Origin of the sequence: Croceivirga lutea (genome assembly GCF_014235875.1) — a bacterium.
GTDB lineage: Bacteria > Bacteroidota > Bacteroidia > Flavobacteriales > Flavobacteriaceae > Croceivirga > Croceivirga lutea.
On record NZ_JACJUK010000005.1, the window covers coordinates 1 to 26,230 of the forward strand.

Below are 26,230 nucleotides of genomic sequence, written 5' to 3' on the forward strand. Positions count from 1 at the left end.
AAATTCAGCCCATTACCGTTCCTATTACTGATGATGATATCATTGAAGCTACGGAACAGTTCTTCGTGGACTTGTCAAACCTTGTGACCAACACACCAATTACCATTACAGATAATCAGGCTACTGTTGATATCATTGATAATGACAATATCCCTGGGGTAACTGGTATCAGCTTTGATAATGATAGCGTGGTAGTCAATGAAGGTGATGGTACGGCTACTATAAATGTATTGTTGACAGGTAATGTGCAAGGTGGGGTAACTGTTGATTATACCACTACAGACAATACTGCTGAAGAGGCTTCGGATTATACCCTAACTACTGGTACACTAACCTTTGTGGGGACTGATGGAGAAATTCAGCCGATTACCGTTCCTATTACTGATGATGATATCATTGAAGCTACGGAACAGTTCTTCGTAGACTTGTCAAACCTTGTGACCAACACGCCAATTACCATTACAGATAATCAGGCTACTGTGGATATCCTTGATAATGACAATATCCCTGGGGTAACCGGTATCACAATTAATGATATTACCGTGAATGAAGAATCGGGTACGGCAACTTTAACTGCCACGCTAACCGGTAATGTTCAAGGTGGGGTAACTGTTGACTTCAATACTGTTGATGATACCGCATTCGCAGGTGAAGATTTTGAAGCAACAACAAGTTCTGTATCATTCATTGGAACAGATGGTGAAACACAAGAAGTTGTGATTCCTATCATAAACGATGTGTTATTAGAAGATGACGAAAGTTTCTTTGTGGTACTTTCCAACCTAGGTACCAATACACCAATCACCATTATTGATGATACTGGTATCATTACAATTATTGATGATGAATACGATACAGATGGTGATACCATACCAGATATTGTTGACTACGATGATGATAATGATGGTATACTCGATGAAGACGAAGATGATGGTAATACTGATACTGACAATGATGGATATGCAGATAGCATTGACATTGATTCTGACAATGATGGTATTCCTGATAACGTGGAAGCCCAATCAACTGCAGGATATATTCCACCAACTGGTAACGATTCTGACAATGATGGATTAGATGACGCTTACGAAGGAACAACTGGTAATGAAGGTATAACCCTTGTAGACACGGATAATGACGGCACATTTGACTTTAGAGACTTGGATTCTGACAATGATAATGTACCTGATAACAATGAAGGAAACGACTTCAACTTCGATGGTGAACCAGACCAATTCTTTACCGGAACAGATACTGACGGTGATGGATTAGACGACGGATATGAAGGTAGTGACGTAAACGATGGGTTTGATGTGAATGATGAAATTGACGACCCAGCTAACGACCTACCAGATACTGATGGTATTGACGATGTTAATTATAGAGATATCGATGATGATGGTGATGGTGTTCCAACAATTGATGAAGACCCTGATAATGATGGTGACCCAACAAATAATGATACCGATGGTGATGGTACGCCAGATTATCTTGACCCAGTTGACGATAGATTCAGAGATCCAAACTTTGAAGATATTACCATCATCTGTGGTGATGAGATACCAGCTATACCTGAACTAGGAGACGTTGGTGGATGTGATGATGAACCAACAGTAGTGTTTACAGAAGAAACCATCTTCTTTGATGACACTGCAGATTATATGATAGAGCGTACATGGGAGTTAAGTGATTCTTGTGGTAACACAGGCACATACACGCAAACCATCTTTATAATGCAAGAAGTTCTAGAAGAAATCTATTTAGAAATCTGTGTAGAAGATGACCCAATTGATTTGTATGAATTAATTCCAGAAGGTTACGACAACACAGGTACGTTCACCAGTATAACTCCTGGTACTTATCTAAACAACACTCAATTTGTTCCAAATGGTTTAGAACCTGGAGAATATAGAGTGGCGTACAGTGCAATTGACGGACCGTGTATTGATGAAGTAGAATTCATTGTTACCGTAGACAAAGACTGTGTAGATTGTGATAGAGATGCAATTCAAATTTCAAAAGTGGTAACACCAAACGGTGACTTTATTAATGATGTATTTGAAATCACTGGAACAGATTATTGCGACTTTACATTTGATGTGATGATATTCAATAGATGGGGAGATAAGGTTTATGAAGCCAAAGAATATCAAAATGATTGGGGTGGTGTAGCACCAGGTAACTCTTTCGGAACATCTGGAGTATTACCAGCAGGTACGTACTACTACATTATTACAATTGTAGGTGCGCAAATGGAACCATTAAATGGATACATCTACTTAAACACAGGTAATTAAAAAAAGAAATGGGTGGGTTACTTTATTGAAATCCACCCTATTAAAAAAATAAAAACCAAACCTACTTTTTAGGTGTTTTTAAATTCAATATAATCAATAGAACGATTTTTATTAAGATTTAGACGTTTAAAAAGCAACAAAAACACTAACTAATCGTTTCTTTGTTAAGGATTTAGTCCCCAAACTAATTCCTCCCAAATAAAAAGAAACTTAACTGAAATCAACATGAAACCACTACGTCTCATTGCTATGTGTAGTTTATTTTTTTGTGCCTGCTGCCTTCAGTCACAACAGCTACCACAGTTTACGCAGTACATGTTCAATACCACCTCTATTAATCCTGCATATGCCGGAAGTAGAGAAGCCTTGAATGTAACTGCATTACACAGAAATCAATGGGCAGGTATTGCTGAAAACCCCACAACAAGTACATTTTCATTTCATACACCAATGAACAATGAGCGTGTAGGGTTAGGTTTTTCTTATATCTCTGACCAATTAGGTTATGAGAACACCAATTTTGTTTATGGAGATTTCTCATATACCATTCCCGTTTCTTATGAAGCAAAATTATCATTTGGTTTAAAGGCAGGTTTTACCAACTACAGTAGAGAACTTATAGATGATAGAGATTTTGAAGCACAAGCTGTAAATACTTGGAATCCAAATTTTGGAGCAGGTGTATATTTATCAACCAATAGATGGTATGCTGGTTTTTCATCTCCACGAATACTTAATAATGGTTTAAGTCCAGACGGTATTGAAGCAGTAGAGCGTAATAGTTACTATGCCATTGCTGGTTTGGTATTAGATTTATCCTTAGATATTAAATTTAGACCATCGGTAATTTCAAAGTTTACCAATGGAGCTCCAATGTCTTATGATATTACCTCAGCATTTTTGTTCTACGAAAAATTTTGGTTAGGAGGTTCTTATCGATTTAATGATGCTAACAATTTTGGAGCTTTTATGGATTATCAATTATCAAATACTATACGTATTGGTTATGCATATGATTTACCTACAGGTGATGTTAGAGCATATACCGGAGGTACACATGAAGTAATCCTAATTTTTGAACCAAAATCATTATTTAAATCTAAGATTTATCGTTCCCCTAGATATTTCTAAAAAAACCTACATGAAAACAAAACTACTTCTCTTACTAGCTTTTTTTGGGTTAACTGTAATGAATGCCCAATCTAGAGTGCAAAAAGACGCTGATAAAATCTTCAACAATTTTGCTTTTGCTAAAGCTATACCGGCTTATGAAAAACTAATTGAAGAAGGTACAAATCCTGCTCATGCATATCAACGACTTGCAGAGTGTTATTTGTATATGAGAAAATTTGAGGAGGCAATACCTTACTTTAAAATGTTTATTAATGATGCAGGAACACCTTCTAATTACTATTTAGAATATGCTATGGCCTTGCGTAGTGCAGGTGATGAAGATGGTGCTTTAGATTGGATTAAACGTTATAAAAAATTTAATAAGAATGACCCCAAAGTAAAGCGTTTACTTAAAGATGGAGGTTTGGCTTCTGTGGTCTTTAATAGTAACGAAAAGTACGAGGTAGAACCTGTACATTTTAATACAGAATATAGCGAGTTTGGCGCTCATCAATTTGATGGTGATATTTATTTTAGTTCAAGTAGAATTGGTGAAGACTCAGACAATGAAAATTTATTTGATTGGAATGGCGAACCATGGCTAGATATTTTTGTGGTTCCAGCTGATAATAAATCAGCTAAACCAGAGCGTATGAAAGGGGAAATAAATTCTGAATTTCATGAAGGTTCACTAGCTTTTTCAACGAACTACAAAAACGATACTATATTATATTTTACTAGGAACAATTACTTTGACAATGAAGAATCATTTTTTGTAAAGAAAACAGAGGAAGCTGTTGAAAGTCATAGCAATCTAAAAATATTTATTGCTGAGAAAGAAGATGGTAAATGGAAAACTAGTAAAGAATTAGGAACAAATGCTGACCACTACTCTACTGGTCATCCGTCTGTAAACTCAAACCGTTCTTATATCTATTTTTCATCTGATAGACCAGGTGGCTACGGTGGCGCAGATATCTACTATGCTCAAATACACGAGCGTGGTGGTATAATGTCTATTAAAAATGCTGGACCCGTTGTAAATACACCAGGAGACGAGTTGTTTCCTTTTGTAAATAATGACGGACAGTTGTTTTTTGCTTCTGATGGTCATCCAGGATATGGAATGTTAGATGTTTTTGGAACAGTTCTCAATGATAACGAGGAAATCATCGATGTCATCAACCTTGGCAAACCCTTAAATAGCGAGAAAGATGATTTCGCTTATTTTGGTCTCGATAATGGTATAGACGGTTACATTAGTTCAAATAGAAAAGGTGGTAAAGGTGGAGATGATATTTACAAATTTAGATACTCACCAACCCTTACAGTTGAAGGCCAGGTTACAGATGCTATTAACTTTCAACCTTTAGATAGTGTTTCAATTTCATTAGTAAATAAGAGTACAGGTAATGTAATTGCTTCTACCATGACAGATGCTGAAGGCAACTACAATTTTTTTGTGAATAGAAATCGAAATTATAATCTAGTAGCTAATAGAAAAACGCATCCTGAAAAAACAGTACCGTTTTCAACCGTTGGTGTTGATAGGTCTACAAAACGCGTATCAAAAGATATTGTTTTAGAGCCCGTATTAGACGTAAAAATTCTAGCAGGTCTTAACAAAATTTACTTTGACTACGATAAAAGTAATATACGACCAGACGCCGCTAGAGAATTAGATAAGGTAATAAAGCTTTTAGTAGAAACGTATCCTGGTTTAGTTATAAGTTTAGAATCACACACTGACCCCGTTGGTGGAGATGATTATAATTTGGTCTTGTCAGAAGAAAGAGCCAGGTCAACTTATGAGTATTTAGTTGCAAATGGTGTACCAAGAAACCGAATTTTAGAATATAAAGGCTATGGAGAATCAAGACCTGTAAATGATTGTAAAACTAAGTTTGATTGTCCGCCAGAAATATTGGAGCTCAATCGTAGAACAGAGTTCCCAATTGTTAAATTTATAAGTAAAGAAACCGCAGAACTATCTGTAGATAATTAAAAAAAGCCCCGAAAATATCGGGGCTTTTTTTATTCTTTTATTTCAATTCGTTTGGTGACCACTTCATCTATAGGCACTACAAATTTGCCTTTCTTGGTTTTTAGTGTCATGCTTAAATTATCTATAGCTTCAATAGAACCTTCTAAATCATCAATTACAACTTTGTCACCAACCATAAACTTTTTTCTAGTGTAAAACATTTTTAGCACTGAAGCAAAAACCTCTCTAGACCCCAATCCAAAACCTAATGCAGCAGCAAACAAAAACGCACCTAATACTAGCGTAAAATTGCTGGTAATTATTTCGGTTTCAATTCCTGCTTGGTTAAGTGCAGTTATAGACACAAAAAATCCAATAAGATAAAATAGGGTATTACTAATAAATTTAGAACCGCCTATGCCCATAGACTCAAACAAAGCCAATGTTGCCTTTTTAACCAAAGAGGCTAAATACAACCCACCAGCCAAAATAAATAAAGCACTTAATAATGTTGGCAAATAGGCAAAGACAGAAACAATACCATCAGAAATTGCTGTAAGACCAAGAACTTGAGCAATAACAACCGTAAATAATAAAATTAATAGAAATTTTACGGCACCAAGTAGAATTTTGGTAATGTCTATTTTAATATCCTTATCACCAAAAAGTTTGGCATCTCTAATCTTATCACTTAACCTATCAACTTTTGCTGCTTTTAAAATACGTTTTAAGACAAACAAAATTATTTTTATCGCTAGCCAAGCAACGATAAGTCCAAGAATACCTAAAACAATTTTAGGTAAAAGTTGAATAGCTTTTGTAGCAATATCATTCAAGCTATTTTCTAAAACTTCTTTGTATTTATCCATGGTTATTGATTGTTTCTTTTAGTTTTTACAGTTTCAAAAAGACCAGATATGATAGATGAATAATTAGATGTAACTAGAACAGCCATATCTAAAATTAACTTGGCAATGGCTACATCATTCATAACTTTTTTGCGTAGCTCGGGCGGTACTTCACGTAGATTGGTATTTAATTGCTCAAATGGATTTGTATAATTTTCTTCCATTAATCTAAAGAATTATAGATATTGAGTAATTTACTTTTTGCCCTTTTTAGTCTCATTTTAACTGCACTCTCGCCTATTTCTAAAAATTCACTAAGCTCTTTTATAGAAGCCCCATCTTGATATTTTAGTAATAAGATTGACTTTTCTTCTGGTTCAATCATTTCTAATGATTTAGCCAGTTTAGCAGATTTCATTTCATAAATGGTTTCGTCAGAAACTTCTTCATCAGAAATCTTATATTCAGCGGTATCCATTGGAATGGAATTATCGCTCATTTTTCGTTGTTTATTTCGGTTTACATAATTTACACAAAAGTTATAGGTAAATGAATATAACCACGTGGTAAACTTTGATTTTCCTTTAAAGGAAGCCAACTTTACAAACAACATTAAAAAAATATCTTGCGTTAAGTCCTCTGCTTCATCAATAGACCGCGCAAAACCGTAACATTTGTTATAAACCATCTTTGCATGACGGTCATATAACACACCAAATAACAAGGTATCATTTTTGGCTACTATCTTTGCAACTAACTCTTCATCTGACAAATCTGCATATCCACCCCTAGATAAAGCCTCTTTACCTTGGTTAACTATAATAAGAAACAGACGTTTAAGAAAAGTCACAATTAAAAGTTTTGCGGCGGCAATTTACTTTAAATGCCCTTATCTTTGGTAAAAATGTTAAAATGAATTTCAAAAGAAACTGTTTAATTGTAGTAGTTATCACTGTATTTTGGGCTTGTAAAACTGATAAAAAATCAGAATCAACCAAAATTGAAGCATCTACGAAACCCTTAAATACAATTGAAAAAATTGCTAATGCTCACGGGTACGATCAATGGCAAGCAGTTGATTATTTAACGTTTACCTTTAATGTTGACAGAGCAGATAACCACTTTCAAAGAAGTTGGTATTGGGAACCCAAAACTAATGTGGTTAAATTATTTTCAGATACAGATACTATTGTTTACAACCGTAAACAACTAGATTCAATTACAGCAAAAACTGATGCCGGATTTACCAATGACAAATTTTGGTTACTTATGCCTTATCAATTGATTTGGGATCAAAATAATTATGATTTAACCGAAAGTGGAAAATCTACGGCACCAATAAGTGGGCTAGAATTAAATAAACTAACGGTAGTTTATGGTGCCGATGGTGGCTACACTCCGGGTGATGCTTACGACCTCTACTATTCTGATGACTATATTTTACAAGAGTGGGCTTACCGTAAAGAAAATCAAAAAGAACCAAATATGATTACCACTTGGGAAGATTATGAAACTATAAATGGTATCAAAATTTCAACATCTCATAAAATGGCTGAAGGTCCCTTTGAGTTGTACTTCGACGGATTAAAAGTAGCGAAGTAGTTTTATTTTTTTCGTTTTAATACGCCTGTCAATAAAAGCACAAAAACTGCGCAGAATAATAATACCCAAAAACTAGTTTTTAAGGTATACGCTTCAGCTAAATACCCCAAAAGTACAGGCCCTACTAAAAACCCAGAGTAACCGGTACCTGCAATAAATGCAACACCTTGGGCAGAATCTACATCTTTAACTTTACCCCCTATTCTGAACAGTTCTGGAACCATTACTGAAAAGCCTAAACCACTTAGTAAAAAACCAAAAATACTTAGGAGCGTATTTTCTGTAAGTACACATAAAAATCCTGCAATGGCTATTATACTACCTATTGCAATTACATTTACCGAGCCTACTTTTTGACTTACACCATCACCTAAAAACCTACCTAGAGTCATCGCAAACGAAAAAGCTAGAAAACCAGCCCCTATAAACGCCTCTGGGGCTAACGTTATTTCTTGAAGATATAGTGCACTCCAATCTACTATGGCCCCCTCACTACCCATACTTAGAAAACAAATAATACCTAATAAAAATAATGGTTTAAACAATTTTATATTAAATCCTTCACTTTGCTGTGCTTGAGCTTTTATATTAAGGTATTGATTTTTAAAGCTAAAATTGACTAAAAAAATCAAGCCCGTCATTAGTAACATATGTGTTACTGGACTATTAAAAATTGGAATTAAAAAACTTGTTAATCCAACAATAATTCCGCCCAAACTAAAAAAGCCATGAGCGGCGGACATAAAATTTTGCTGGTCTTTTTTTTCTATTTCTGTTACTAATGTATTCATGGCTATATCTGTTAAGCCCTGAGATAATCCAAATAAAAATAAACTTGCACAAAGTAAATAATAGTTTGGTGCTGCTAGGGGTAAAATAGAAACTATACTTCCTATTACTACGGCTATCCAAGTTGCTTTGCCCACTCCTAATTTGTTGATAATTTTTGAAGCCAAAGGAAACATGGCAAAAACTCCAAAAGACAAGAAAAAAATAGCAAAACCTAAGTCTGCCTTATCAATTTGTAATCTTTCTTTTACGGTAGGTATGTAGATAGCCCAAACTCCGAACCAAACATTAAGACTTGTAAAAACAAAAGCTGGTGCTAAATATTTTTTGTTGGTTAGGATTAATCGTAGTGATTTCAATCTTTATTTTTTGCTTAAAATTAATTCTTTTAGCAATTGACCAAATCTATACATATCTTCAAAAGAGCAGTAAAAAGGTACTGGTGCTAAACGTATTACATTAGGTTCTCTCCAATCTACAATAACACCTGCTTTCATTAATTTATCAAAGAGCTCTCTTCCTTCGCCATGTAAAAAGACAGATAGTTGGCAACCTCTTTCTTTTGGGGTAATAATTTCAAAAACCGTTTCAACCTCCTTATCAATTTCATTTAGAACAAATTCTAAATAACCCGTTAGCAATCGTTGTTTTTGAAGTAACGCAGGCATACCAACCTCTTCAAAAAGTTGTAAAGACGCTAAATATGGTGCTAAGGATAAAACTGGCGGATTACTAACTTGCCACGCATCAGCATTTACAGCTGGTTCAAACTCTGGTTTCATTAAAAAACGTGTTTCTTTTTTGGTTCCCCACCAACCTTCAAAACGAGGAATATCTTCTTTACCAAGATATTTTTCATTGATAAAAACGCCAGAAGCATTTCCAGGGCCACTGTTTGTATATTTATAACTACACCAAGCTGCAAAATCAACGTTCCATTTACTTAAGTTGAGTTCAACATTGCCAACTGCATGAGCCAAATCCCACCCTACAAATGCACCTTGAGCCTTACCTGCAGCTGTAATGGCTTCCATATCAAAAACCTGACCGTTATAATAATTAACACCACCTATTAAGACCAATGCTAACTCATCTCCTACTTCATTAATCTTGTTGAGAATATCTTCTGTTCTCCAAGAATGTTCACCTTCTCTTTTCTTTACTTCAACTATTGCTTCTTCAGGATTAAACCCATGAAATTTAACCTGACTATTGAACATATATTGGTCAGAAGGGAAAGCCTTTTCCTCACAAAGAATTTTAAATCTCTTTTTTGTAGGGCGATAAAAAGACACCATTAAAAAATGAAGGTTAACTGTTAACGTATTCATCACAGAAACCTCTTCTGGCTTTGCTCCTACAATTTTAGCTAATGGCTTAGCTAACCTTTCATGATAATCCCACCAAGGTTTTTCGGCATAAAAATGACCTTCAACAGCTAATTCTGCCCAATCTTTCATAACCTCATCCACATAATCTTTGGCAACTTTAGGTTGTAAACCAAGAGAATTGCCAGTAAAGTAAATTACATCTTTGCTATTTACTTGAGGGTATATAAATTTTTCTCGATAGCCTTTTAGGGCATCATTTTTATCCATTTCAACTGCAAAACTTAACGTGTTTTCAAAATTCATTCCTAATCATTTAATCGAATTCGCATTTCATTAATATGGCTCTTAAAACCACTTTTTTTATAAGCTTTGATAGCAGATAAATTATCTTGATATACCGTTAATCTAACTTCAGTCAAACCTTGGCCTAATGACCAAATTTTTAATTCTTCTATTAATTTTTGAATTATACCTTTTCCTCTAAACTCAGGTTTGCAATACATAAAACCTAAATACGAATAATCTTCGTGGTCTAGGTAATGTCTTGCCTTTTTTAGTAAAGCATATCCAGAAGCAACAATTTGGTCTTGAACTTGGGCTACCAAAACTTTTACTTCATTAGTAGCAATATAGGCTTCTAAATTATAGTAATTTACACGACCTTTTTTAATAGAAGGGTCAAAAGGTCTTTCCGCTTTTATGATTTCTTGTTCAAATTTTAAAAGTACATCCAAATCTGCTGCAACTGCATCACGAATGATAAGGTTTTCCATATCACGAAAATAACCCATATTTGAATTTTCTTTTTAATAATAACGAATGCATTTTTTATCCGCTGATTTAGAAAATTATATTGCTTTAAATTCTCAAGAGGAACCCGTGCTACTGCAAGAGCTAACCAGAGAAACGCATCTTAAAGTGGTGCAGCCTAGAATGATTACTGGTCATCATCAAGGTAGAGTTTTAAGTTTACTTTCAAAAATTCTAGCTCCTAAAAGAATATTAGAGATTGGCACCTACACAGGTTATTCTGCATTGTGTTTAGCTGAAGGATTGCCTAAAGACGGAAAATTGCATACTATCGACATCAACGAAGAACTTTTTGATATGCAACGTAACTATTTTGATAAAAGCCCTTTTGGTAAACAAATAATACAACATGTTGGCGATGCAGTAGATGTTATACCTGCACTAAATGAAACATTCAACTTAGTTTTTATTGATGCTAAAAAGGTAAACTATGATGCTTATTTTGAGGAGGCTATTAAAAAATGTACAACTGGTAGCATTATACTTTCAGATAATATTTTATGGTCAGGTAAAGTGGTTGAACCGTTGATTAAATCAGATAAAGCTACTGAAACCTTACTAGCTTATAACAAAAAACTAGCTACTGATAAGCGCTTAGAAACAGTAATTTTACCTATTAGAGATGGGTTAACCTTAAGTAGGGTCTTGTAACTCTTTTTGGTCTAAACGGTATTTGGCTACATAATTAAAAAGCATATAAATGCCAATTGCTGAAGCTATACCCACCAATGCGCCAACTATTAAATCCACAGGGTAATGTACGCCAACATATATTCTACTTAACGAAAAAATAAAAGGCCAAATAAAAATAGTAATAGACCATTTAAACTGTTTTCTCAAAAATAAATAGACTATTGTAGCTACCGCAAATGAACTAGAAGCATGACCAGAAAAGAAACTATAATCTGTTGGGGATTTAAGTATTCGAATTAAAGAATTTATATCTTCATTATTATTAGGTCTTAATCTTGCCACCCACTCTTTTACAACCATGGTTAATAGCATAATAAATACAACCAAAAAAACAACTACAATAACTCTATTAATTGCTTGATGGCGGGGAAACTTAATAAAGAAGAAAACAATGATAAAGATAAAAAGTGGAGTCCAAGTAGAAATCTCAGTGATTATAGACCAGAAAGAATCATATTCTTCAATACCAAGACTATTTAAATAAATAAACGCCTGTCTATCCCATTCTCTAAGGTCATCAAACATAGTGAACTTATTTTGCGCCGCGCTTGATTGTACCCGTAACTTCTTCTACATTTTTTTTAACATCATCAATTTCTTTTTTGATGTCTTTTGTGAAGTCAGTGTTCAACCCTTGCTTATCAGCGCTGTTTTGAATTTCTCTTTTAATATCATCTGTTGCATCTCTCAACTGTCTCATGCCCTTACCTAAACCTTTAGCAATACCCGGCAATTTATCTGCACCAAATACCATTACTACTATAAATAGTATAAAAAATATTTCTGCTCCACTGATAAATAAAAAATTCATACACAAATATAGCCTAAGTTAAAGTCAATAAAAAAACCCTAACAAAACTGTTAGGGTTTTTAACAAGATAAAGGTATGTATTATCCTTTCACTTTTTCTTTAAACTGGTCAAAATCTGATTTTTGTTCTTCTTTTGGCCAAGCATTATTTGTAGTATCAATATCTGCAGTTTCTAATTTAGGGTCAACTACGATACCAACTAATTCTTTTTCTGAAGAAACTACTCTTTTTACTTCGCTATCATTTTTTCTCCAAATTTCTGGAGGATAGGTAACACTTTCAGTTGAACCATCTGCATAGGTATATTCTACAATTAAAGGCATAGGAATACCGCCCGGTTTGTCGAAGGTAACTTCATAAAAATACTTTGGCTCTTTTACCTTAGCTCTTTCATCAGCAGACATATTATCCATCATAAATTCCTTTAAATTTTGAGAAACTTCTGAGGGTGATTTTCCTTTTAAATCTTCACTATAGTCTTCACTACCTTCTTCAGCTAAATATACCAATGGTGGTAAGTCAGCTTCCGTTAGGTTTCTAGCGGCCATATACTCTTCCATTTGCTTTGTTGGCTTGTTAGATACGTAATACTTTTTAACATCTTTTACGCCAATATCTACATAATCAGTAGTGTAAAACCAAGACCTCCAGAACCAATCTAAATCAACAGCTGATGCGTCTTCCATTGTTCTGAAGAAATCTTCTGGCGTTGGGTGTTTAAACATCCAACGCTGCGCATAGGTTTTAAAGGCATGGTCAAATAATTCTTTACCCATTACTGTTTCTCTTAAAATGTTTAGTGCAGTTGCCGGTTTACCATAGGCATTAGGACCTAAGCTGTAAACATTTTCTGGGTTAGACATAATAGGTGAAATATAATCTTGGTCACCAGACATGTAAGGAACAATTTTTGAAGGCTCTCCTCTTCTAGACGGGTACTTTTCGTTAGGCGCTATAGCCGCAGGAAAATTATCTCCGAATTCTTGCTCAGTTAGGAACTGCATAAAGGTATCTAAACCTTCATCCATCCATCCCCATTGACGCTCATCTGAATTCACAATCATTGGAAAATAGTTGTGACCAACTTCATGAATGATAACACTTATCATACCGTATTTCATTCTATCAGATACGGTGCCGTCTTCATTAGGTCTACCGTAGTTAAAGCAAATCATTGGATACTCCATACCAATTTGCTTAGCATTTACAGATATAGCTTTGTTGTACGGATAGTCAAAGGTGTATTTAGAATATGTTTGTAACGTTTGAACAACCGCTTTGGTTGAGAACTCTTCCCAAAGTGGGTTTCCTTCTTTTGGATATAAAGAAACTGCCATTACATCACGGTTACCCATTTTTACCGCTTGCGCATCCATAATATATTTTCTTGATGAAGCAAAAGCAAAATCACGAACAGGTGCGTTAGCTTCTGTTTTAAACTTCCAAGTTTTTTTCTTTTCTGAGAAAGAAGATTCTTTGGCTGTTGCCTCTTCTTGAGTTACGATAATAACAGGCTTGTCATAAGACTTAATGGCCTGCTCGTAACGCTTCATCATATCTTTGGTGAAAACGTCTTTTCTATTTTGTAAAACGCCTGTAGCATCAACAATATGGTCTGCGGGAACGGTGATGTTTACTTCATAATCACCAAATGGGAGCGCAAATTCTCCATTACCCCAAAATTGATGGTTTTGCCATCCTTCAACATCACTATAGTGTGCCATTCTTGGGAAAAACTGAGCAATGGTGTAGTCACGATTACCATCACCTGGGTAGTATTCATAACCAGAACGACCGCCATCATCTGGACGATTGTTAATGTTATACCACCATTTTACTGAGAAAGTAACACTTTCTTTACTCATTAATGGTTTTGGCAAATCTATACGCATCATTGTTTGATTGATGGTGTATGGTAAATTTTTACCATTAGCATCTTTAACCCACTCAATGTTAAATCCGCCATCAAAAGATTCGGTTACATAAGTTGTAGCAAAAGTGCTCGCTTGATAAGCAAAATTTACCCCATTACCATTACGTAGTGGCGACTTAGAATCTTTAGCTCGTACGTTTTGATCTAACTGTAACCAAAGAAATTCTAAGTTGTCAGGAGAATTATTGATATAGGTAATAGTTTCTTCTCCATATAATTTTGTGTTTTTATCATCCAACTCAATATCCATTTTATAATTGGCTTGTTGTTGGTAATAATCAGGACCAGGAGCACCAGAAGCCGAACGATACGTATTTGGCGTTGAAAACTCTTGATACATTTGCCTAAACTTACTTTGGTTGGTGTGGCCAGGTTTACGTTCTTCTTTCTGAGCTTCTTCTTGAGCATAACCCAGTGCAGCAAAGAGGAACAATACTGCTGCAAAGCAGGTAGATAATCTCTTCATTTTAAAATTGATTTTTTCGATTTAGCAAAATACCTTTTTTTAACGTAATGCTAACTTAGCGTTATAAGTTTAACATTCCTTTAGCATCGTTCTTTGTGAGTACAAAACTTCTTTTATTGTCACCCCATTTTAAATGAACAATATTCTTTTGTTCTTCGTACAAATCGGTCAGAATTTCATTTTGAATGCTAAGTGATTTGGCATTTTTAAATCCACTTTGTTCAAATTCTAGATAACAAATAACAACATCAACATCATACTTTTTACCTATGAAATTGAATGCAACAGGCTGACCATCAATACGTATTACAAATTTAGAGCGAAGATATTTTTCAATGTAGAAATCAGCTAGTTTTGCTTCATCTTTTGTATCTAATTGGGCTTCAATCTCGTAACGCTCTTTTAGCAAATCTTCTAAATCATCTATAAAAACTCTAGTTTTAACTTGTAACGCATCTGTCTCTTCAGCATAAGATATGTTAGTTACACTAACATAAAACTTGTGCGCTGCAAAACTTAACAAAAGTGGAAGTACAATAAATAGACTCCATTTTAAATTTCTTCTCATAATAGATTTTAAACAAGTATTATTCCAATTTAATCTAAACCGTTATTTTCTCGATACAATTTACTTTTATACATCAAAAATTCCCAAAGTTTTAATTCATCTTCTAACCTTACTAAACTCTGAAATTGCTGGTCAACCTCACAGTAATACATAAAATCATTAATTCTATCTTTTGGTATTTTTAATTCTGCTAAAAAAAGTGAATCTATAATTGCATTTTGTACTGCCAGGGTTTGTGCTGATTTTTTTTCTAAGGCAACTCGTTTTTTAAGCATTTTGGTTCTACCAGAAATGGCATTGATAATTGGGTTTAATCCAACTCGCAACGGATTTCTCAACGTATACATACCTGTAGCGGCCTCTTGTAGTTGACGCTCGCTCTGGGTAGGTATTTTTGCTTCTGCGTTTGGTAAACCTAAACTTTCTGCGGTTACAGGCTTAACGTTTAATTGTTGCATATCTGTACCTAAATTACCCGTGAGATTATAAGGTTGCACCACAACCTCTCTAAGCTCGTTGACAAAGGGTTGCATTGGAACAATGACAAAAGACAATTGATAGATTTCTTTACTTACCGGCAAGGTTTTGCGCCTTAATTGTACAGCAGAAAAGACCAGTGTATCACCAACGGCCACTTCTATAGAAAATTTACCTTCAAAATTGGTAATCGCGGCTTTTTCAGAACTAATATTCTGAACTGCTATCCCGGTAACATCTTCACCAGCAGCATCTACCCTACCATTTACTATTTTGGTTGGATTTTGTTGCGAAAAACTTACTGTTAGGGTAAAGCAAAGAAAACAACTAATCTTCCAATTCAGCCATGAAGTTTTTGCTTTCGGTAACCAAAAAATCAAGCAATTGGAACTCATTTTCTTTTTTCAACAAGGTTCTAGAAGGCACCCTTTCATCAACATAATATAAAAAGGCATCAATTTTATCTTGAGGTAATTTTAAATCTACCATAAAAAATTCATCGTCGTATACACTACGTAATACTTGGCTCACTTTTAAAGTAATTGTTTCCCCTTCAGCAGAATTTTGACCTTTAAATATGGCTTTAAAAATGTTCACAAAATTAATTCGCCCTTCAATACGCTCATTTTGCGAAAGTTGCGCAACATTTTTTACCTCGGTAGAACGGTCAATTTCATATTCAAATTCTTTAAATTCTTCATTTTTAACCTCCAAAAATTTTTCTTGATTTTCAGGGCTTACTACGACCTCATCCAGCTCCCTTACACGTTCTTCAACCTCAACAACTAATCTGTTATTTTTTAAAATCTCGGGAGTAATTTTAACCACTTTTAATTGGTAATTTACTGCTGCAAAAACAAGCTCATCACCCTCTTTAACCTCAATAGCAAACCTACCGTCTTCACCTGTAATGGTAGAAAGTTCAGCGGTTGAGTTCACCACATATTCGTTTGGTACATTGGTATTTCTGTAAAGCACTTGCCCTCTTAATAATTGCCGTTGTTCTGTTTGTGCAAAAACGGTTGAACAAGTGATTAAAAGAACAAGAAAAACGTAAAATTTTTGCATTTTTTTATAATGTATTCGTAAAGAAACTTGAACCCAAGCACTTAAAAAAGTAGTAGGGTTGTAAACTTTTGTTAATTATTCAAATAGTCTGATTTCAAAAATCGCACCAAATTAGTGTAAATACCCTTTCATTTCATCTAATCTGTTAGTCATTTTACCGTATAATGTTCGGTTTGTCAGGTGATAAAGTTACTTTTGTTTTTAGTGCGAAAATTTTTATACCGCCCTTTTATGAGAACATTTGCCCTTTGCCTAATTTTTGGTTTAGTTACCATAGGTTTATCTGCCCAAGTTAAAATTGGTGATAATCCGGAAACAATTTCTGCCAGCTCACTTTTAGAATTGGAGAGTGACTCTCGGGTTCTGGTTATTACAAGAATGAGTAACGTTGCCATGCTCGGTACAACACCGTTAAGAGGTGCATTAGTGTATAACAATGATGAAGAGTGTGTTTTTTACTTTGATGGTACTAATTGGCAAAACCTTTGTGCAGATACCAATACTACCAACGTTAGTTTAGAGTTAGACGGTTCCGAGTTAGTTCTAACCGATAGTGAGGGCAATACGGTTAGCGTAACTATTGAAAGTGCAGTTAACCAAACCTTTTCAACAGACCCCATTGTAAACTTTAGAGAATCTATTGTAATTACTGAAGATGGTAACAACTACAATTTTGAAGTGGGTGAAATTACTGGAGATAATGTTGTTAATGGCAGTTTAAATGGGGTTGACATACAAGATGACTCTATAACCAACAGGCAATTGTCTGCAAATTCTGTTGGTCAAGAAGAACTAGCTGAAAATTCGGTTACAGATATTGAAATAGACTATTCACAAGTAACGCTAAATGATTTCACCAATGATGCCGGATTCATAACCGATGCACAACAAATTAGCAATGACCCAGCAAATGATTTAGAATTACGTGACGGTATTTTTTATGATGATGCCCCATTGCAAACATTAATCACAGATAACACGGTTGCTATTGCAGAGCATATTGCGGCAGATAGTGATGTAGACCAACAGAACGAGCTAATTACCAATATTGAGCTACAAGGGCAAGACTTAATTTTTACTGAGGGTGGAAATCAAACATCTGTAAGTTTAGCAGGTGTAAGTTCTACAAATACAGATAACCAAACTCTAGCGGAAGTACTTACCGAAGGTAATAACGCTCAAGGTTCCAGAATTGTAAATTTAGGTGAACCCATAGATTTAGATGATGCTGTAACCAAGGATTATGTAGATAATGCTCTTGCTAATTTACCTGCTGGATCAGATAGTCAAAATTTAACCGGTGCAGTATTAAATACAACAACAAATGAATTAACCATTTCTATTGAAAACGGAAACCCGGCAACGGTTGACTTATCACCCCTAGCAGGTGGTGCGGAAGCTGACGGGGATGAAACAATAATTCAACAAGGTACCAATATTACTATAACAGGAGTTGGAACTTCTGGTGACCCTTATATTATAAACTCAACTGGTGGCGGTGGAACTGCGGATGGTAATATAAGTAATGTTCAATTTACAAGTCCAAACCTTGAATTTACGGGAGCAAACGGTGGCTTTAATGGTAACGTAGATTTATCTCCACTATTAAATACTGATAATCAAAATGCGGCAGCAGTTGAATTTACGCCATACCTTTCTTTGGAGTCAATAGATTCACAAGCGGCAATAGAAGAATTAAAAGATGAAGTTGATGCTATTGTAGTGGCAGGGGGTAGTAATCCGAACGATGAATTAATTAGTTCGTTTGAAGTAAATGGTGGTAACCTAGAACTTGTGGAAGCAGGTACTACGTTTCAAGTTCCATTGGCTGATATTGGAACCAGTGGTACAGACGACCAAAATCTAGCAGAAGTTTTAACCGAAGGAGCTGATGCTGGGGGCACTATTATTAATAACATTGGACTACCAGCGGCAGATAATGACGCTGCAAGCAAAATATATGTAGATGACGCTATTTCAAATATAACAGCGGGCACTGATAATCAAAACGCTAGTGAAGTTCCGGTAGTAGCTACGCCAACAAATTATACTCCTGCAGCTGCTAACGTAGAAGCACACTTAGCTGCCATTGATGGTATTCTTGGTAATACTGGCGAGGATAATCAAAACGCTAGTGAAGTTCCGGTAGTAGCTACGCCAACAAATTATACTCCTGCAGCTGCTAACGTAGAAGCGCACTTAGCAGCAATAGATGCAGCTATTGCAACTTCGGGTAATATAGTTGTAAGTGAAAATATTGGAAATCTTTTAGTAGAAGGAACAGATGGAGGTGCTTTTCTTGCAACGGTTGATGATGGAGATGCAGACGATACCAATGAAATAGAATTACCAGTTGGGGGAAATCCTAATCAAGTATTGTCTACTGATGGTGCAGGTAATTACTCATGGGTAGATCAAAACACAAGTGCAACCATTGTTTCTGGAAATCTAAATAATCTAATAACGGCAGGAACAGATGGAGGTGCCTTATTAACTGATGCTAATTTAGATGCAACATTTGTAACCGAAACTGAATTATCAACCTACAATTTTGATGATGATGATGCAAGTCCGACTAATGAGATAGAATTACCAGCTGGAGGAAATAACGGACAAATTTTATCGACAGATGGCTTAGGTAATTATGCTTGGGTAGATGATGAAACTTCAACAACTCAAATAGTAAGTGATGATGCTGATAATTTAATTACTGCTGGTAGTGATCAAGGTGCGTTTTTAAACATAAATACGCTTGACGCCGTATTTGCAACTAATGCTGATTTAGCAAATTTAGATGTAGATGATAACGATGCTAATCCAAATAATGAAATTGAATTACCACCTGGTGGAAACAATGGTCAAATTCTTTCAACGGACGGAAATGGGTTGTATACCTGGGTAGATGATCAAACTACGGCTGGAACGATTGTTAGTGCTGATAATCCTAATTTAATTGGAGTTGGAACCGATGGGGGGGCACTACTTTTATCTATCGAAGGTCAGGATATTGGCCAAATGGGAGCTACTGATGGAGAAGTTCTTACCTGGAATAATAGTTCGGGGGCTTGGGTGCCAGATGCTATCCCAAATCCACAGGCATCAGACGTAGTTTTCACACCCACTGCGAATACAACTAGTGATACTGTTCAAGATGCAATTGAAGAATTACAAACTGAAATTGATGGATTGTCAACAAATGCAACAGCCATCAATAGTAGTACATCCATTACCATTAATGGTAATGGAACTACTGGAAACCCCTACATTCCATCTATTACTCCAAATTCTATTCAGGGAAGTTTTAATGGAGGAGGAAATCCTAGTATGATAATTACTAATACTATTGGTCAGGCTGACATTGCAGATGGTGCTATTGGAGGCGCAGAAATACAATCCAACGCCGTTTCCTCAGATGAAATAGATGACTTATCAATCCAAAATATTGACATTGCAAATACAACAATTACAGCAGGCAAATTAGCTCCTTCAGCGAATGCAAATGATGTATTAACTACGGTCGGCGGTGTAGTTGTTTGGGCTGCCCCATCAGGGGGCGGTTCCATCTATACTGGAGGAACTGGTATAAGTATTGATGGAGCAAATAGTATTTCAATTGACCAATCTGAACTAGTCAATAGTCTAGGATCAAATCTAATTACTGATGGCACCATATTAGATGTAGATATTTCAACAACGGCAGCAATAGCAGGGTCTAAAATAGACCCTGATTTTGGAGCACAAAATATTGTAACAACTGGAACTATTACAAGTGGAGATATTACAAGTGGAGCTATAAATACCACTGGAAATTTAACAGTTAATGGTGACGTTACATTTACGGGAACGCACCAAGGAATCCCTGATTACGTTTTCCAAAACTACTTTGACGGTTTTTCTAATCTTAAAGAAAACTATCAATTTAAAGAATTAGCTGAAGTAGAGCATTTTATTAAAACATACAAACATTTACCTGGTATTACATCTGCAAAACAAGCCAAAGAGCAAGGATTTTGGAATTTGAGTCAATCGAATCTTCAAAACCTTGAAAAAATAGAAGAACTCTTTTTACATACCATAGCACAAGAGAAAAAGATTGATGCTTTAGAAGCTGAAAACAAAGACTTAGCAGATAAGGTTGACACCCTCTCTAAAGAAATTGAAGCCATTAAAGCCATGTTATTGGAAAACCAAAAGTAAGCCGTGAAAAAGTACAAATACATAGTTGCCTTACTCCTATTTCCCTTTCAATTTTTTGGGCAATCAGCGGAACTTAATAACGCCGCCAATCTTTACTTGCACTCAGGTGCCACGGTTGGCATGCATATTAATCTTTTCAATCAAGGGGAATTTAATGCCGATGAAAATTCTTTAATGGGTTTTTATGGCGAAATACCTAACATCATCGATGGTGTTGAACCCATAAATTTATATGATGTAGAATTTGGTAATGATGTAGGTACATTTTTACGCGTTCGTATGAACGTGCGCAATAATGTAAATTTTATTTCTGGAAACATAGTTACACCCATAAACATTAGTACCATCTTCCTAAATTTTGAAGAGAATGCTTTTTACACCGGCGCAAATGATGATGGTAAACTTATAGGTTTTGGTGCTATGACCAATACCAACGAATTTATTTTCCCTGTTGGCGATAGAGATGAACTTCGCCCCTTAGTTTTAAACACCAATAGTCCACAAGGTACTACCGCTGCAACTTATTTAAGAGAAAACGCAAGCAATACCACGACCTTAAATAGAACTTTTAATACCGAACAAAAAGTTAGAGATGTTGGTGAAATTTCTAGTAATGAATTCTGGGTTATAGATAGTAATCTTTCGAGTGCAACTATAACCTTAAACTGGAATTTTAGAAGTACTATTTCTGTTATTGCTCAAGATGTTTCAGAAGTTATTATTGTAGGGTGGAACAAAGCAGTAAATCAATGGCTACCGCTAAGTGGTACAACTGCGGTTGGTGATTTGGAACAAGGTATTATAACATCTGATAGTTTTAATCCAAACGAATATGATGCGGTAACTTTTGCCGCACTACCACTACCTTTTGACACCTTTGCCGTTGATAATCCAAGTTTAGGGGAATATTTTTTATCTCCTAATAACGATGGTATTAATGATGCCTTGGTGTTTGATGATTTAGAGGGCACCGGAGAAAACTTAGTTCAGATTTATGATAAGTTTGGGCGCTTGGTATTTAAACAAGCTAATTACACTAATGAATTTAGAGGTGTTGCCAATACTGGTAGTTTTATTTTAAAACAAGAAATAGGATTACCAGCAGGAATATATTACTACACAATTTCTTTACCAGAATTGCAGTTAAACTATCAAGGCTATTTCTTTATAGACAGGTAAGCAATATAAATTGTTGCTACCTTTATAAACCAAATTAGACGGTAGTATATGCAGCGTAGACAATTTATAAAAGGCACAGCAATTTCATCTTTAGGGTTAATTACCTTACCTCAATTTCAATTTCAAGACCAAGAGTTTTCCACAGAAGAATTAATGGGTAAAGCAGAATTGGAACTATTCGGAGAGGATATCAATCTTAGAGAGCAAGCTTATGAAGCTTTTTTAAAAATGAAAAAAGCAGCCTACACCGCAGGTTTTGACATAAAAATGATTTCTAGCTTTAGGTCTTTTGATAGGCAAAAAGCCATCTTTGAGCGCAAGTTCATTAGATTTACAGAAGAAGGTTTAAAGCCGATGGAAGCTATCGAAAAAATTGTAGAATATTCTACCATACCAGGTACAAGTCGCCATCATTGGGGAACAGATATTGATATTATTGATGGTTATCCTAAAAGTTCTGGTGATGTACTAGTTCCAGAAAAATTTGAAGATGAAGGCCCATTTGCTCCATTTAAAAAATGGTTAGATGAAAATTCAGAGAAATTTGGTTTCTATTTAGTGTATACAGATAATTACTTTAGAAGAGGCTTTAAATATGAACCTTGGCATTATAGTTATGCACCACTTTCCATACCCATGCTAAAACAATTTAGAAAACGTAATATTTTCAGACTTATTCAGAACGAAGATTTTGAGGGTTGTGAACATTTTACCACTGCCTTTTTAAAAGGATATATTCACGACAATATTTTAGATATCAACCCCGAATTGCTATAGGCATATTTTTGTATCTTTCTTGCCCTATATAACACTAAACCAATGAGAAGCAGAGGAAGTTGGAAAATCAGAATTTTAATTGGTCTTGCCATAGTAGCGTTTGCCTACTTTAACAAATGCAGCAATACCGAAACAAATCCGTATACCGGAAGAGAACAACATATAACCATGAATCCAGAGCAAGAAATTGCAATTGGTCTTCAAAGTGCACCAGAAATGGCGCAACAACATGGAGGTTTATACCCAGATGAGCGTTTACAAACATTTGTTGATGCTGTAGGTAATAAATTGGTTCAAAACTCTATCGCAAGAGAAACCCCCTACCAATACGATTTTCATTTATTAGCTGATGATAGAACAATTAATGCATTTGCCTTACCTGGCGGTCAATGCTTTATCACCTATGCCTTATTTAAGCAATTAAACGAAGCGCAATTAGCAGGTGTAATGGGTCATGAAATTGGTCATGTTATTGGCCGACACTCCGCTGAGCGTATTGCAGAAAGTCAGTTTTGGCAACAAACTATGATGGGAGCCACGGTAGGTGCAGGAGATTTAGGGAGCGTAGTTGGTGCTATTGGTCAAAACACACTACTTAAGAACGGAAGAGGTGATGAGTTAGAAAGTGACGATTTAGGTGTGCTTTTAATGATTCAATCTGGTTACGACCCAAATGAAATGGTTGAAGTAATGCAAATCTTAAAATCAGCCGCAGGTCCTAACCGAGTGCCAGAGTTTCAAAGTACGCATCCAGACCCAGAAAATCGTATTGAAAAGATTAAAGAAAGCATAAGAAAGTATCAAGGTCGATAATAATTGCTCGTTTAACGATTAATAACTACCATCTATCTACATTTTTCTACCTTTAGACTATTCAAACATGTGTTGAATGGTTCAACCCCCAAAAGTGAATGGTATGGAAATGATAGTAAACTTTAAAAATCTTTATTTAGAAGCGTTCAGAAACTGCAGACCAAATTATTTGGTAATGTTTTTAAAAGCATACTCAGTTTTCAGCGCTGCTATGATTTTAATGGCGGTATATGTATTAGTATATCGTGCAGTGACCGGATTTGAGTTTTAAACTTAAATATATTTCGTCCTAAATCAATAGGAATCAAAAAACCCATCTTGTTTTAAGATGGGTTTTTTGATTGATGAAATAACTCCTTCTCTCTTATTTCATAGCATTTATAACAGCTAAAGCATCTTTAGCATTTGATAGTTCTGCATACTTTTTAACGGTGTAACCTTGTTTGCATCTTTTCTCAAGATTAGCGCCATTCTTAATTAACACTTTTAAAATTTCAGCTCGGTTGTAACGTGCAGCGTAATGAGACGGTGTCATTCCTAAAGAACGTTTGTTTACATCTTCACCTTGTTCTAGTAACGCAACAACCATATCAATATCACCACTAATTATGGCATTACACAATTGATTTGGTTTAGCAAACTCAATTAAATTTTTAATTGGCAAGGGTCGATTAGCTTCTTTTGCACTTAGCCCTACAGCTAAAAATAGGGTGACAACGGTCATTAACATTGTTTTTCTCATGATGTTTTGTTTTTGATTAATAGAATTGATTGATATAAATATAGACTGAATTTATAGTTGGTTGTTACATGATTAACAGACATATAACCAAACTTTAACATCATAATTAAGAAACCCCTATTGTTATAGCATTAACAAAATCTTTTAACCTTTAATTGGGTATGCCCAGACAATCATTCTATTTTTGATGCAAACTACAGTTATGAACAAAAAAGTAATCTTGATGATTTTAGATGGTTGGGGAAAATCTCCTGACCCTAAAGTTTCAGCTATAGAAAATGCAAACACCCCATTTGTAGATTCACTTTACAATAATTATCCAAATGCTGATTTATTAACAGATGGTATGAATGTAGGTCTACCAGAGGGGCAAATGGGTAATAGTGAGGTGGGCCATATGAATTTGGGGGCTGGAAGAATTGTTTATCAAGACCTTGCTAAAATCAATATTGCAGTTGCAGAAGATAAGTTGAAGGATGAAAAAGTTTTACAAGAAGCGTTTTCCTATGCTAAAGAAAATCACAAAAAAGTACATTTTTTAGGGTTAGTTAGTAATGGTGGTGTACATAGTCATATCAATCACTTAAAAGCTTTAATTAAAGCCGCTGATGATTCTGGAGTAATTAATAGCTATGTGCATGCTTTTACAGACGGTAGAGATGTTGACCCTAAAAGTGGTAAAGGATTTTTAACTAGTATAGAAGACTATTGTGAAGATAAGAACTGTAGTTTAACTTCTGTAATTGGACGTTATTTTGCTATGGACCGTGATAAACGTTGGGAACGGGTACAAAAAGCATATGACTTATTAGTAAATGGTATCGGAACTTCAGCTACTAATTTAGCAGAAACCATTCAAACAAGTTATGATAACGGTGTTACAGATGAGTTTATTGAACCTATTGCTTTAAATCCTAATGGTGTAATTACAACAGGTGACGTAATTATCTTTTTTAATTTTAGAACAGACAGAGGTAGAGAACTTACAGAAGTTTTAAGTCAAAAAGATTTTCCTGAATATGGAATGAAAAAATTAGACCTTTATTACGTAACTATGACCAATTATGATGATTCTTTTAAAGGAGTTAAGGTTGTATACGATAAAGAAAATATTAAAGATACTTTAGGAGAAGTATTGGCCAAAGCAGGTAAAAAGCAAATTCGAATTGCAGAAACAGAAAAATACCCACATGTTACCTTTTTCTTTAACGGTGGTAGAGAAGAACCTTTTGATGGTGAAGAGCGAATCTTGTGCCCGTCTCCAAAAGTAGCTACGTACGACCTAAAGCCAGAAATGAGTGCTTATGAAATTAGAGATGCTATTATACCAGAGCTTCAAAAAGGCGATGTTGATTTTGTGTGCTTAAATTTTGCCAATCCAGATATGGTTGGTCATACTGGTGATATGCAAGCAGCGATAAAAGCGTGCGAAACCGTTGACGAATGTGCTAAAGATGTAATAACTGCAGCAAATGAAAACGGGTATTCCACTATTGTGATTGCAGACCATGGCAATTGTGATACTATGATAAATCCAGACGGGAGTCCAAATACTGCCCACACTACAAATCCGGTACCGCTAATTCTAGTGGATAAAGACATCAACAAAATTAATGATGGTGTGTTAGGTGACATAGCTCCGACCATATTAGAAATGATTGGTGTTGAACAACCAAAAGCAATGACTCAAAAGTCATTACTGTAAAACCATTGGGTGCATATTTACAAATCA

At 35.2% G+C, this 26,230-nt stretch carries 24 protein-coding genes; 11 read left to right on the plus strand and 13 right to left on the minus strand.

Annotated features, from left to right (window positions below):
- The 3 genes from H5V42_RS10045 to H5V42_RS10055 all read left to right on the plus strand — a co-directional run.
- Positions 1–2,297 (plus strand): gliding motility-associated C-terminal domain-containing protein (locus H5V42_RS10045; RefSeq protein ID WP_185783039.1); only part of this gene is annotated, 2,297 nt, incomplete at its 5' end.
- A 225-nt stretch (positions 2,298–2,522) separates the two neighbouring features.
- Positions 2,523–3,428 (plus strand): PorP/SprF family type IX secretion system membrane protein, encoded by a 906-nt coding sequence (locus tag H5V42_RS10050; RefSeq protein ID WP_185783040.1) that lies wholly within the window; start codon positions 2,523–2,525, stop codon positions 3,426–3,428.
- Between the two features lie 10 nt (positions 3,429–3,438).
- Complete coding sequence (locus tag H5V42_RS10055) at positions 3,439–5,415, plus strand: OmpA family protein (protein ID WP_185783041.1); 1,977 nt, start codon at positions 3,439–3,441, stop codon at positions 5,413–5,415.
- Between the two features lie 29 nt (positions 5,416–5,444).
- Here the strand turns inward: H5V42_RS10055 and H5V42_RS10060 are convergent, their stop codons facing one another.
- Genes H5V42_RS10060 through H5V42_RS10070 form a run of 3 tightly spaced genes read right to left on the minus strand, consistent with a single transcriptional unit; the run spans position 5,445 to position 7,092 of the window.
- Complete coding sequence (locus H5V42_RS10060; protein ID WP_185783042.1) at positions 5,445–6,263, minus strand: mechanosensitive ion channel family protein; 819 nt, start codon at positions 6,261–6,263, stop codon at positions 5,445–5,447.
- Between the two features lie 2 nt (positions 6,264–6,265).
- Positions 6,266–6,466 (minus strand): hypothetical protein, encoded by a 201-nt coding sequence (locus H5V42_RS10065; protein WP_185783043.1) that lies wholly within the window; start codon positions 6,464–6,466, stop codon positions 6,266–6,268.
- Positions 6,466–7,092, minus strand: a complete 627-nt coding sequence (locus tag H5V42_RS10070; RefSeq protein WP_185783044.1) for an RNA polymerase sigma factor — start codon at positions 7,090–7,092, stop codon at positions 6,466–6,468. Before H5V42_RS10070 ends, H5V42_RS10065 begins: the two co-directional genes overlap by 1 nt.
- A 62-nt stretch (positions 7,093–7,154) precedes the next feature.
- On the opposite strand from H5V42_RS10070, the gene H5V42_RS10075 reads away from it, so the two are divergent.
- Positions 7,155–7,844: a hypothetical protein gene (locus H5V42_RS10075; protein WP_185783045.1), complete on the plus strand. Its 690-nt coding sequence runs from the start codon at positions 7,155–7,157 to the stop codon at positions 7,842–7,844.
- A 2-nt stretch (positions 7,845–7,846) separates the two neighbouring features.
- Here H5V42_RS10075 and H5V42_RS10080 read toward each other — a convergent pair whose 3' ends face one another.
- The 3 genes from H5V42_RS10080 to H5V42_RS10090 are packed head-to-tail and all read right to left on the minus strand — an operon-like array spanning position 7,847 to position 10,755.
- The gene (locus H5V42_RS10080; protein WP_185783046.1) at positions 7,847–8,992 is read right to left on the minus strand and encodes an MFS transporter; all 1,146 of its coding nucleotides are present in this window, start codon (positions 8,990–8,992) and stop codon (positions 7,847–7,849) included.
- Positions 8,993–8,995: 3 nt separating this feature from the next.
- A complete protein-coding gene (gene kynU / locus H5V42_RS10085; protein ID WP_185783047.1) occupies positions 8,996–10,267 on the minus strand; it encodes a kynureninase in 1,272 nt (423 codons plus the stop codon).
- 2 nt (positions 10,268–10,269) lie between these two features.
- Entirely contained in the window at positions 10,270–10,755 is a 486-nt protein-coding gene (locus H5V42_RS10090) for a GNAT family N-acetyltransferase (protein ID WP_229665688.1), read from the minus strand.
- Between the two features lie 28 nt (positions 10,756–10,783).
- Here H5V42_RS10090 and H5V42_RS10095 point away from each other — a divergent pair, with 28 nt between their 5' ends.
- Positions 10,784–11,425: an O-methyltransferase gene (locus H5V42_RS10095; protein WP_185783049.1), complete on the plus strand. Its 642-nt coding sequence runs from the start codon at positions 10,784–10,786 to the stop codon at positions 11,423–11,425.
- Here H5V42_RS10095 and H5V42_RS10100 read toward each other — a convergent pair.
- The 6 genes from H5V42_RS10100 to H5V42_RS10125 all read right to left on the minus strand — a co-directional run bounded on the left by H5V42_RS10100 (position 11,408) and on the right by H5V42_RS10125 (position 16,790).
- Positions 11,408–11,992 carry a phosphatase PAP2 family protein gene (locus H5V42_RS10100; RefSeq protein WP_185783050.1) on the minus strand — a complete coding sequence of 195 codons (585 nt, stop codon included), beginning with the start codon at positions 11,990–11,992 and terminating at the stop codon, positions 11,408–11,410. The genes H5V42_RS10095 and H5V42_RS10100 overlap by 18 nt on opposite strands.
- Before the next feature lie 7 nt (positions 11,993–11,999).
- On the minus strand, positions 12,000–12,278 hold the full coding sequence (locus H5V42_RS10105; protein WP_185783051.1) for a Sec-independent protein translocase subunit TatA/TatB: 279 nt from the start codon (positions 12,276–12,278) through the stop codon (positions 12,000–12,002).
- 80 nt (positions 12,279–12,358) lie between these two features.
- Positions 12,359–14,677, minus strand: a complete 2,319-nt coding sequence (locus H5V42_RS10110) for a M1 family metallopeptidase (RefSeq protein WP_185783052.1) — start codon at positions 14,675–14,677, stop codon at positions 12,359–12,361.
- A 61-nt stretch (positions 14,678–14,738) separates the two neighbouring features.
- A complete protein-coding gene (locus tag H5V42_RS10115; RefSeq protein ID WP_185783053.1) occupies positions 14,739–15,245 on the minus strand; it encodes a DUF6702 family protein in 507 nt (168 codons plus the stop codon).
- Positions 15,246–15,274: 29 nt separating this feature from the next.
- Positions 15,275–16,117, minus strand: a complete 843-nt coding sequence (locus H5V42_RS10120; RefSeq protein ID WP_194336969.1) for a hypothetical protein — start codon at positions 16,115–16,117, stop codon at positions 15,275–15,277.
- On the minus strand, positions 16,050–16,790 hold the full coding sequence (locus H5V42_RS10125) for a carboxypeptidase-like regulatory domain-containing protein (protein WP_185783054.1): 741 nt from the start codon (positions 16,788–16,790) through the stop codon (positions 16,050–16,052). The genes H5V42_RS10120 and H5V42_RS10125 overlap by 68 nt, the downstream gene beginning before the upstream one ends.
- 231 nt (positions 16,791–17,021) lie before the next feature.
- On the opposite strand from H5V42_RS10125, the gene H5V42_RS10130 reads away from it, so the two are divergent.
- From H5V42_RS10130 to H5V42_RS10150, 5 genes are all read left to right on the plus strand, one after another.
- Positions 17,022–20,987, plus strand: a complete 3,966-nt coding sequence (locus H5V42_RS10130) for a hypothetical protein (protein WP_185783055.1) — start codon at positions 17,022–17,024, stop codon at positions 20,985–20,987.
- A 3-nt stretch (positions 20,988–20,990) separates the two neighbouring features.
- Positions 20,991–22,166 (plus strand): T9SS type B sorting domain-containing protein, encoded by a 1,176-nt coding sequence (locus H5V42_RS15345; RefSeq protein WP_185783056.1) that lies wholly within the window; start codon positions 20,991–20,993, stop codon positions 22,164–22,166.
- Between the two features lie 48 nt (positions 22,167–22,214).
- A complete protein-coding gene (locus tag H5V42_RS10140) occupies positions 22,215–22,943 on the plus strand; it encodes a M15 family metallopeptidase (RefSeq protein ID WP_185783057.1) in 729 nt (242 codons plus the stop codon).
- Between the two features lie 42 nt (positions 22,944–22,985).
- Positions 22,986–23,756, plus strand: coding sequence for a M48 family metalloprotease (locus H5V42_RS10145; RefSeq protein ID WP_185783058.1), 771 nt, complete (start codon positions 22,986–22,988; stop codon positions 23,754–23,756).
- A gap of 76 nt (positions 23,757–23,832) precedes the next feature.
- On the plus strand, positions 23,833–24,027 hold the full coding sequence (locus H5V42_RS10150; protein WP_185783333.1) for a DUF6747 family protein: 195 nt from the start codon (positions 23,833–23,835) through the stop codon (positions 24,025–24,027).
- A gap of 93 nt (positions 24,028–24,120) precedes the next feature.
- Here the strand turns inward: H5V42_RS10150 and H5V42_RS10155 are convergent, their stop codons facing one another.
- Complete coding sequence (locus tag H5V42_RS10155) at positions 24,121–24,498, minus strand: ankyrin repeat domain-containing protein (protein ID WP_185783059.1); 378 nt, start codon at positions 24,496–24,498, stop codon at positions 24,121–24,123.
- A gap of 202 nt (positions 24,499–24,700) precedes the next feature.
- Here H5V42_RS10155 and gpmI point away from each other — a divergent pair, with 202 nt between their 5' ends.
- Complete coding sequence (gpmI, locus tag H5V42_RS10160) at positions 24,701–26,203, plus strand: 2,3-bisphosphoglycerate-independent phosphoglycerate mutase (RefSeq protein WP_185783060.1); 1,503 nt, start codon at positions 24,701–24,703, stop codon at positions 26,201–26,203.
- Positions 26,204–26,230: the final 27 nt, after the last annotated feature.